Annotated in this window: 9 protein-coding genes and 1 pseudogene; 5 read left to right on the plus strand and 5 right to left on the minus strand. The window is 67.4% G+C overall.

What is annotated here, in order from left to right; translation table 11 throughout:
• From ACE3O8_RS11265 to ACE3O8_RS11275, 3 genes and pseudogenes are all read right to left on the minus strand, one after another.
• Window positions 1–362: pseudogene (locus tag ACE3O8_RS11265) on the minus strand (alkyl hydroperoxide reductase subunit F); the annotation flags it as partial.
• A gap of 77 nt (window positions 363–439) precedes the next feature.
• Complete coding sequence (gene ahpC, locus ACE3O8_RS11270) at window positions 440–1,003, minus strand: alkyl hydroperoxide reductase subunit C (protein WP_374389779.1); 564 nt, start codon at window positions 1,001–1,003, stop codon at window positions 440–442.
• Between the two features lie 323 nt (window positions 1,004–1,326).
• Window positions 1,327–2,367: an aspartate-semialdehyde dehydrogenase gene (locus ACE3O8_RS11275; RefSeq protein WP_374389795.1), complete on the minus strand. Its 1,041-nt coding sequence runs from the start codon at window positions 2,365–2,367 to the stop codon at window positions 1,327–1,329.
• A 116-nt stretch (window positions 2,368–2,483) separates the two neighbouring features.
• Between ACE3O8_RS11275 and gspN the strand changes: the two genes are divergently transcribed.
• Both gspN and ACE3O8_RS11285 read left to right on the plus strand, forming a co-directional pair.
• Window positions 2,484–3,221, plus strand: coding sequence for a type II secretion system protein N (gene gspN / locus ACE3O8_RS11280; protein ID WP_374389781.1), 738 nt, complete (start codon window positions 2,484–2,486; stop codon window positions 3,219–3,221).
• Between the two features lie 55 nt (window positions 3,222–3,276).
• The gene (locus ACE3O8_RS11285) at window positions 3,277–3,849 is read left to right on the plus strand and encodes an HdeD family acid-resistance protein (protein ID WP_374389783.1); all 573 of its coding nucleotides are present in this window, start codon (window positions 3,277–3,279) and stop codon (window positions 3,847–3,849) included.
• On the opposite strand, the gene ACE3O8_RS11290 is transcribed toward ACE3O8_RS11285, so the two are convergent.
• Window positions 3,812–4,882, minus strand: a complete 1,071-nt coding sequence (locus ACE3O8_RS11290; protein ID WP_374389785.1) for an AI-2E family transporter — start codon at window positions 4,880–4,882, stop codon at window positions 3,812–3,814. The two genes, ACE3O8_RS11285 and ACE3O8_RS11290, sit on opposite strands and share 38 nt — an antisense overlap.
• Before the next feature lie 80 nt (window positions 4,883–4,962).
• Between ACE3O8_RS11290 and ACE3O8_RS11295 the strand changes: the two genes are divergently transcribed.
• Entirely contained in the window at window positions 4,963–5,343 is a 381-nt protein-coding gene (locus ACE3O8_RS11295) for a GtrA family protein (RefSeq protein ID WP_374389787.1), read from the plus strand.
• Window positions 5,344–5,347: 4 nt separating this feature from the next.
• Here the strand turns inward: ACE3O8_RS11295 and ACE3O8_RS11300 are convergent, their stop codons facing one another.
• Window positions 5,348–6,565, minus strand: coding sequence for an argininosuccinate synthase (locus ACE3O8_RS11300; RefSeq protein WP_374389789.1), 1,218 nt, complete (start codon window positions 6,563–6,565; stop codon window positions 5,348–5,350).
• 313 nt (window positions 6,566–6,878) lie between these two features.
• Between ACE3O8_RS11300 and ACE3O8_RS11305 the strand changes: the two genes are divergently transcribed.
• Both ACE3O8_RS11305 and ACE3O8_RS11310 read left to right on the plus strand, forming a co-directional pair.
• On the plus strand, window positions 6,879–8,936 hold the full coding sequence (locus ACE3O8_RS11305) for a transglycosylase domain-containing protein (RefSeq protein WP_374389791.1): 2,058 nt from the start codon (window positions 6,879–6,881) through the stop codon (window positions 8,934–8,936).
• A 95-nt stretch (window positions 8,937–9,031) separates the two neighbouring features.
• Window positions 9,032–9,911 (plus strand): amidohydrolase family protein (locus tag ACE3O8_RS11310; RefSeq protein ID WP_374389793.1); only part of this gene is annotated, 880 nt, incomplete at its 3' end.

Raw genomic sequence — 9,911 nt, forward strand, 5'->3', positions numbered from 1 at the left:
TCGAAGTGGAAATCCCCGTCGAGATCGCGGACCTGATCCAGCAGGTCCTGCGCCTCGCGGCTGGGGTGGCCGCCCACCTGCAGCAGGGCAAGGACGAGGCTGGTGAATTCATGGCCCATCGGGATGCCCGCGAAGCGCACGGCGGTGTCGGTGCCGGTGCGGCGGATCTCGAAGCTGGGCCGCCGGGCATCATCATCCGTGCGGGCATAGCCGACCTGCGGAGAGAGGGCCGCGATATCCTGGAGCAGCGCTTCGAGTTCGGCCGATTTCGGGCTGTCATCCAGCGAGGCGTTCAGGGTGATCGGGTGCACGACCTTTTCGAGATAGGCCTTCAGCTGAGCCTTCAGGGTCTGATCGAGCATGTCTCTCTCCGCGATGGTCACAACAGGGTTGCGCGCCGCCCCGGGTTCGGGGGGTGGGGCGGCGCGCGGGGGGGCTCTTAGATCTTGCCGACGAGGTCGAGCGAGGGGGCCAGCGTCTTCTCGCCCTCTTCCCACTTCGCCGGGCAGACTTCGCCGGGGTGGGAGCGGACGTAGGCAGCGGCCTTCACCTTGCGCAGCAGTTCAGCCGCGTTGCGGCCGACGCCTTCGGATGTGATTTCGACATACTGGATCACACCGTCGGGATCGACGAGGAAGGTGGCGCGGTCGGCAAGGCCGGCGCCTTCGCGCATCACGCCGAAGTTGTTGGTGATCTGGCCGGCGGGGTCACCCAGCATGTAATAGTTGATCTTGCCGATGGCGGGCGAGCTGTCGTGCCAGGCCTTGTGGCTGAAATGCGTGTCGGTGGAGACCGAGTAGATCTCGACGCCGAGCGCCTTGAACTCACCATAGAGGTTGGCCATGTCCTCCAGCTCCGTCGGGCAGACGAAGGTGAAGTCGGCCGGATAGAAGAAGAAGATCGCCCACTTGCCGGCGACATCGGCATCCGTCACCTGGACGAACTTGCCGTCCTTGTAGGCCTGCGAGGTGAAGGGCTTCAGCGTGCTTCCGATGATGGGCATTCGAATCTCCTGATTGGATGGATTGTTCGGGCAGGGGTGGAGATATGAACGCCTTCGCGATTGCACAAATTGATATTGTGCAATCGGTTGATCGATAAAAGCGATTACAGGGCCGGTTTCCCGGCCCAGGATACAGGGGATTCGCTGGGTCGGCGGCGGATTGCCTGCCTTGTCACTAAGTCATTCTGTCGAACAAGGGCCGGCGCGCGCCGGGGCCCGCTTGTGCAGTGCAAAAGATTCCGGATGGCCTGCCATGCGCCCGGCGCATGGAAAAGGGGCGCCCGGTTGCCCGGACGCCCCTTTCGAAGCCGGGTGGGCGGGCCTTACGCCTTTTTCAGGTGGCGGCGGCCCAGCAGTTCGGCGATCTGCACCGCGTTCAGCGCCGCGCCCTTGCGGAGATTGTCGGAGACGCACCAGATCGTCAGGCCGTTTTCGACCGTCGGGTCCTTGCGGACACGGCTGACATAGGTGGCGCTGTCGCCCACGCACTCGACGGGGGTGACGTATCCGCCGTCCTCGCGCTTGTCGACGAGCATCACGCCGGGGGCTTCGCGCAGGATGGACTGCGCCTTCGCGACCGAAATCGGGCGCTCGAACTCGATGGAGATTGCCTCGGAATGGCCGACGAACACCGGCACCCGCACGCAGGTGGCGCTGACCCTGATGTCGGGGGAGAGAATCTTGTTCGTCTCCTGCGCCATCTTCAGCTCTTCCTTAGTGTAGCCGTCATAGCCGGTGTCGGCGCCGACGAAGACATCGATGTGCGGGATCACGTTGAAGGCGATCTGCTTGGTGAACTTCTCCACCGTCTTGTCCTCGCCCACGAAGATGGAGCGGGTCTGGCTGAACAGCTCGTCCATGCCGGCCTTCCCCGCGCCCGAGACGGACTGGTAGGTGGAGACGACAACGCGGGTGATGCCCGCTTCATCATGCAGCGGCTTCAGGGCGACGACCATCTGCGCGGTGGAGCAGTTGGGGTTGGCGATGATGTTGCGCTTCTTGTAGCCGTCGATCGCGTCCGGGTTCACTTCCGGCACGATCAGCGGGACGTCGGGCTCCATCCGGTAGAGCGACGAATTGTCGATCACGACGCAGCCGGCGGCGGCCGCCTTGGGCGCGTAGATCTTCGTGGGGCCGGAGCCGGCGGCGAACAGGGCGATATCCCAGCCGGTGAAGTCGAAATGTTCGATCGACTGCACTTTCAGCGTGCGCTCCGTCTCGCCGAACTCGATGATGTCGCCCTGGCTGCGGGGCGAGGCCACCGCGGCGATGTCCGCCAGCGGGAATTCCCGTTCCGCCAGGATGTTCAGCATTTCGCGGCCCACATTGCCCGTGGCTCCGACGACGACGACCTTGTATCCCACAGTCATTCTCCGAATTCATGCTGCTGCCATATGGCTGCGCCAAAGGGCAGCGCGGCGGATTGCCTTGGTGCGGCCCGCCCGTCAATGTCGCAATTTCCGTGCGTGCAGGAGAATCTATGCGTTGGCTTGTTGTGCTGGGCGTTGCCGGGCTGGCGTTGCTGATCCTGTTTTTCCCGCTTTCGGCCGCCACCACCTATCTGGCGCCGGGGCTGGAGGCCGACAGCGTGTCCGGCTCGATCTGGAGCGGGCGGCTGCGCAATGCCCGCTATGCCGGGCTGCCGCTGGGGGATGTGGATGTCGGGCTTGATCCCGGCCGGCTGCTGAAGGGCGAGGCCAGCCTGCGCTTCCAGCGGCTGGGGCCGCGCCTGCAGGGCCGGGCTGGGGGCAGCCGCCAGCTGCGCCGGCTGGAAGAGCTGAGCGGCGAGCTTCCGCTGCAGTTGCTGCCGCCGCCTGCGCCGGCGCTGGCGATCCGCTTCGAGGATGTGCATGTGGCGATCACGCCGCGCGGGGCCTGCCGGTCTGCCGGCGGGCATGTTTCCACCAGCCTCACCGGAATTCCGTTCCTGGGCGAAACCCCGCCGCTGAGCGGCGAGCCCGCCTGCGATGGCGACCGGCTGTTCACGCCGTTGCGGCTGCCCGGGGATCGCGCCGGCATGGATCTGTGGCTCGCGGCGGACGGCAGCTGGGAAGGCCGGCTGCGGTTGCGGCCGGACAACCGGCTGGTGCTGGCGGCGCTGGCGGTGGCGGGATTCACCATCGAATCCGGCGACGCGACACTGTCGGCGACGGGCCGGCTGCAACAGGGCGACATCGAGTTGTCACCCACAGGTGAAGCGATCGCCGATCCCGCTTGACCGCGGCGCTGCAACGGAGTCTTCTGCGCGCAATCGCGAGAGGTGGAGGTTCGGGATGGCGTCTCAGGGAATGGTGGACGGTCTGGCGGAAATGCTGGAACAGCGCTGGTGGCTGGTGGCCCTGCGCGGGCTGGCGGGGATCCTGTTCGGGATCATCTGCTTCGTCAGCCCGTCGGTGGCGGGCTTCTCGTTGCTGTTCGTGTTCGCCATCTATTCCATCGTGGATGGCGGCTTCGGCCTGGCGGCGGCGTTCGGCAAGGCGCGGCGCGGGGAGCGCTGGGTGTGGCTGGCGATCGAGGCGGTGGCGAACATCGTGATCGGCGTGCTGATGTTCGCGATGCCGGGCTTTGCGCTGACCTTCGTGTTCCTGCTGATCGCGATCCGCACCATCGTATCGGGCCTGTTCCTGCTGCTGGCCGCGATGAAGCTGGACGGCGAGCATGGGCGCGGGCTGCTGCTGATTTCGGGCCTGCTGAACCTGGCCTTTGCCGTGCTGCTGTTCGCAGCGCCCATGCTGGGGCTGAAGATCCTGATCTGGTGGATCGGGGCCTGGGCGATCCTGTTCGGGATCCTGCTGGTGGCGCTGGGCTTCAGGCTTCGGACGGCGGCGAAGCGGATGCGCCGCTAGCGGCGGCCTCGCCCTCGATGTCGGTGTGGTAGACGACGAGCTGCTTGATCAGAGTCTGCCCCACGACCGTCAGCGGAACGGCGAGGATGACGCCCATCGGGCCGAGAACGACGCCCGCCGCGATCAGCGAGAAGATGGTGAGCGCGGGCGGCAGTTCCGCCATGGTGGACTGCACCAGCGGGGTGACGATGTTGCCCTGCACCTGCTGCACCACCACCATGGCGACGATGGTCCACACGCCGGTTTCCGGGCTGATCGAGAAGCCGATCAGGATGGAAGGGATGGCGACGACGATCGTGCCCAGATAGGGCACGAATTCGCACAGGCCCGCGACGAGGCCGATGGCCGGCGCGGCCGGAATGCCGACGAGCGACAGCGCGATGCCGGTGAAGGCGCCAACGAAGATCATGCTGACGCCTTGCGCCTTCAGCCAGCCGGAGATGGCGTCGGCCACCGCGCGCACCACCTCCACAGTCTTGTGGCGGGCGTGGGGCGGCACCAGATGCAGCACGCCCCGGCCATAGAGGCGGGGCTGGGCGGCGAGATAGATACCGGCCACCAGCACCACGACGAGGCTGGTGAGCACGGTGCCGAGGCTGGAGAACACCGTCTGCAGGATGGCGACGATGCGGCTGCCTTCGGGCACGAAGCTGCTGGCGCTCTCGATGGCTTCGCGGCCGAACGGCGTGGTCGGCAGCCAGGCCTGCAGATCGGCCCAGGCCTGGGGCAGCTGGTTGAACAGGATGGCGAACTGGGCGGCCATCATGTTGCCGAACAGGGCGAAGGTGAAGACCAGGAACAGGCTGGGCAGGATCACCGCGAGGGCCAGCGCCGCAGCGAAGGGCAGGCGCAGCCGTTCCTGCAGGAAGTTGGCGAACTTGTAGAAGATGAAGGCGACGAGGGCCGCCGCCAGCAGCAGCAGGATCAGGTCTGTCAGGCGCCACAGGATGACGGCGAAACCGATCCCGGCCGCGACGACGAGCGTGCGGCGGAAGATGGTGAGATCGGTGACCGGCGCCCCTTGCCCTGACATGCATTGCTCCTGTGCTTTTGCATTCCATAGCGGGCATGGGCCGCTTGACCAACAGCCGCAGGGCGGCTTTGGTCTGTCGCATGACCCGCCCGGACTGGATCGGACAATCGCTGCGCTTCGGCCTTGTTGCGCCGCTGGTGTTCGCGGTGGACTGGGGCGTGCTGACGCTGCTGGCGGGACTGGGCGTGCCGCCGCTGGCGGGGCGGCTGGTTTCGCTCTGCGCGTCTGTCTCGGTCGGGTTTCTGGCGAACCGCTTCTTCACCTTCCGCGCGCGCGGAAGGCCCGGCTGGCGCGAGTTCGGCCGCTATGCGGCCGCCGCGGCGCTTGGGATCGCGGTGAACTACGGCCTGTTCGCGCTGCTGCACCGGGCGGGCGCGCCGAACGCGGCGGCGATCGCAGGCGGCATGGGGGCCGCCGCGATCGTCACCTTCACGCGGTTCCGCGCGATCTTTTCCCGCTGAGGCGTCAGCCCTGCCGGTCGCGCTGGCCCAGCAGCCGCAGGCGCAGCGCGTTCAGCTTGATGAAGCCCTTGGCGTCGCGCTGGTCATAGGCGCCTTGGTCGTCCTCGAACGTCACGATCTTTGGGCTGTAGAGGCTGTAGGGCGACTTGCGGCCGACAACCTGCACGCTGCCCTTGTAGAGCTTGAGGCGGACGGTGCCGGTGACCTTGTCCTGCGAATGATCGATGGCGGCCTGCAGCATCTCCCGCTCGGGGGCGAACCAGAAACCGTTGTAGATCAGCTCGGCGTAGCGGACGGCGAGTTCATCCTTCAGGTGCGCGGCGCCGCGATCGAGCGTGATCGATTCGATGCCGCGATGGGCCGCGTGCCAGATGGTGCCGCCGGGCGTTTCATACATGCCGCGCGACTTCATGCCGACGAAGCGGTTCTCAACCAGATCGAGGCGGCCGATGCCATGGAGCTTGCCGAGGTCGTTCAGCTTCTTGAGCAGGGTGGCGGGGGACAGCCCCTCGCCGTTGACGGCCACCGGATCGCCGCGCTCGAAATCGATGGTGATATATTCGGGCGTGTCGGGCGCGGTTTCGGGGTTGTCGGTGCGGGAATAGACATAGTCCGGCACTTCTTCCCACGGATCTTCCAGCACCTTGCCCTCTGACGAGGTGTGGAGGAGGTTCGCGTCGGTGCTGAACGGGCTTTCGCCGCGCTTGTCGCGCGGGATGGGGATCTGGTGCGCCTCGGCGAAGGCGATCAGCGCCTCGCGGCTGGTGAGATCCCATTCGCGCCAGGGGGCGATGATGCGGATGTCGGGCGCGAGGGCGTAATAGCCCAGCTCGAAGCGGACCTGATCATTGCCCTTGCCGGTGGCGCCGTGGGACACGGCGTCGGCGCCGACCATCTTCGCGATCTCGATCTGCCGCTTGGCGATCAGCGGGCGGGCGATGGAGGTGCCCAGCAGATACTGGCCTTCATAGAGCGCGTTCGACCGCATCATCGGGGCGACGAAATCCTTCACGAACTCTTCGCGCAGGTCGTCGATGAAGATCTGGCGAACGCCCATCAGTTCGGCCTTGTGGCGGGCGGGTTCCAGCTCTTCGCCCTGGCCCAGATCGGCCGTGAAGGTGACGACTTCGCAATTGTAGGTCGTCTGAAGCCACTTCAGGATCACGCTGGTATCGAGCCCGCCCGAAAAGGCCAGCACCACCTTCTTCACCGAATCGCTCATCTGTTCGCGCCTGTCTCGTGAAAGGGAATGGAAACGGGCCCGCGCATAGGGGGCATGGGCCGTGCGTGCAATCGGCGCTTGCCGCCGGGCGGGGGGCGGACCATCCTTCCCGGGGCGTTGCGGGGAAGGGGGGCCATGAACAACTGGACGAAATCCATCCTGATCTCGATCGGGCTGACCATCCTGCTGAACGCCATCCTGTGGATGAGCGGCTGTTCGGTGATCACCCTGAAGATGTAGCGGCGCCAGATGTCGCAGGCGGCGCGCCGGCGGCTGCGGCGAACCGTTGGCGGCCTGCCTTGTGGCGGCCACAATGGCGCTCTATCTGCGCTGCCTGCCGATGCACGCCCCCAACAACAAGCGCAAACCCCCGAAGAAGCGGCGCTCCGCTTTCGCCCGCCTGGTCACCGGCCTGATCGGCTGGGGCGCGGCGCTTGCGCTGCTGGGCGCGCTGGGGCTGGCGCTGGCCGTTGCGCTGACGATGTCGTCGCTGCCCTCCTATCAGGAGCTGATGAAGAGCCCGCAGGGCCAGTCGGTGGTGATCCGCGCGGCGGACGGCACCGAGCTGGTGACCGTCGGCCCCAGCTATGGCCGCTGGCTGCCCTATGCCGAGATCCCCTCGGAGATGGTGGAGGCGATGAAGGCGGTGGAGGACCGCCGCTTCGACTGGCACCCCGGCGTGGACCCGATCGGCATGGCGCGCGCGCTGAAGGCCAACATACAGGCCGGTGAGACGGTGGAGGGCGCCTCCACCATCACGCAGCAGCTGGCGCGAAACCTGTTCCTGACGCGGGACCAGACCTTCATCCGCAAGATCCGCGAGCAGATCGTGGCGCTGGCGATGGAGCGAAAGTTCACCAAGCAGCAGATCATGGAGCTGTATCTGAACCGCGTCTATTTCGGCGGCGGGGCCTATGGCATCGATGCGGCGAGCCGCAAATTCTATGGCCATCCGGCCACCGAGCTGGACCTTGCCAAATCCGCGATCATCGCCGGGCTGGTGAAGGCCCCCAGCCGCTATGCCCCGACGGCAGACCCGGAGCGGGCGCGCGGCCGGGCGAAGATCGTGATTTCGACGATGGTGGATTCGGGCGCGATCGGCCCGGCCGAAGCGGCGGGCGCGAATGTCGATCTCGTCCGCTTCGTGGTGGACAAGGACCAGGGCGATGTCCGCTATTTCACCGACTGGGTGCTGACCCAGCTGGAAACGCTGACCGACGAGGCGGTGGAGCCGCTGGACGTGACGACCAGCCTGAACCCGCGCCACCAGGCCGCGGCAGAGGCCGCCGCCAAGGCGCAGCAGATCGGCGGCACGCAGGTGGGCATCCTGGCCATGCGCACCGACGGCGCGGTGACCGCGATGGTGGGCGGCCGCGACTATGCGACCAGCATCTACAACCGCGCCGTGACCGCCCGGCGGCAGCCCGGTTCCAGCTGGAAGCTGTTTGATTATCTGGTGGCGCTGGAAGAAGGGATGACGCCCGACAGCCGCGTGGTGGACGAGCCCGTGCGCATCAACGGCTGGAGCCCGCGCAATTCGAACGGCCGTTACCTGGGCGGCATGACGCTTCGGCAGGCGTTCGCGCTGTCGGTGAACACGGTGGCGGTGCAGCTGGGCCAGCGCTTCGGCTTTGAAAGCGTGGCGGCGATGGCGCGGCGGTTCGGCATCACCACGCCCATTTCCACCCAGCCCGCTATGGCGCTGGGCGCTTCGGAAACGACGCTGCTGGAAATGACCTCTGCCTATGCCTCGATCGCGGGCGGCGGGGTGGAGGCGCGGCCCTGGGCGATCCAGTCGATCACCAGCGCGTCGGGCCGGACGCTGTACAACCGGGAGCCGGAAAATCCGCGCATCCTGGTGGCCCCCTTCGTGGCCCAGTACATGACCGACATGATGCGCGCTGCGGTGGAAACCGGCACCGGGCGCGCGGCGCAGATCGGCCGGCCGCTGGCGGGCAAGACGGGCACGACCAGCAGCAACAAGGACGGCTGGTTCATCGGCTTCACCCCGGAACTGGTGGCGGGCGTGTGGATGGGCCGCGACGATGCGAAGGCCGTGCGCGGGCTGGCCGGCGGGCAGGCGCCCGCGCGGGTGTTCGCCGCCTTCATGAGCCGGGCGCTGACGGGCGTGGCCCCCACGCCGCTGAACGATCAGGTGGAACTGCCCGAATTCGCGACCGAGCCGGATGCCGAGGCCTATGGGCTGGCGCCGGGCGGCGAGTTCGGCGCGGACGGCGCCGCCCAGCCCGATCCCGGCCGGCTGGACCCGAGCCTGGTGCCCGACGCCGCGCCGCCTGCGGTGAAGGAAGAGCCGCAGGTGCTGACCGACGGCTGGATCGAGGATGTGACGGCCAACGCACCCAGGCAATAGGCGCGCCCAAACAACAGGCGCACCCAGGCAACAGGCTTGGCAAGCGCGGCGCGCGGCCCCTAGGGTGGGACAAACCATCAAGGGGAACTCCGACCATGACACGCCCGGCCCTCGCCGCCCTTCTGCTTGCCGTTGCGCCCGCCGGATTCGTGCTGGCCGCCGCGCCCGCCGCCGCGCAGGTGACCGTGATCCAGGCCGACCGGGTTCTGGCCGAGCCGGGGAAGGCGCCGCTGGGGCCGACCTCCATCGTGGTGGAGAAAGGCCGCATCGTGGCGCTGCTGCCGGGCCGGCAGGCCCCTGCGGGCGCGACGGTGATCGACCTTGGCAACCGCTTCGTGCTGCCCGGCCTGATCGACAGCCATGTGCATCTGGACAGCGACGCGGGCGGCGAGGCGGCGCTGGTGGAGGGGATGACTTCGTCTGCCGGGACGAGCGCGCTGAGGGCGCAGTGGAACGGCATGAAGACGCTGAACGCCGGCTTCACCACGGTTCGCAACCTGGGCGACGGCAGCGGCGCGACGCTGGCGCTGCGCGATGCGATTGCCGCCGGCTGGACGCAGGGGCCGCGCATCGTCGACGCCGGGCGTTCGATTTCGGTGACGTCGGGCCATATGGACGCGACCAACAGCATCGCGGAGGATTTCCACGGCGCCATCGGGCAGGAAAATCTGTGCGACGGGGTGGATGCCTGCCGCCTGGCGGTTCGGATGCAGGTGCGGCGCGGGGTGGACGTGATCAAGATCGCGACCACGGGCGGCGTGAACAGCCGCATCGGCGCGGGGCTGGGGCAGCAGATGTTCCCGGATGAGGCGAAGGCGGTGGTGGAAACCGCGCACCTGCACGGCAAGAAGGTGGCCGTGCACGCGCATGGCACCGGCGGTATCAACGTGGCGCTGGCGGCGGGCGCCGACAGCATCGAGCATGGCACCATGCCCGATGACGAGACGCTGAAGCTGTTCCGCTCGTCGGGGGCCT

The organism is Sandaracinobacter sp. (assembly GCF_041909755.1).
In the GTDB taxonomy this organism is placed as follows: domain Bacteria; phylum Pseudomonadota; class Alphaproteobacteria; order Sphingomonadales; family Sphingomonadaceae; genus Sandaracinobacteroides.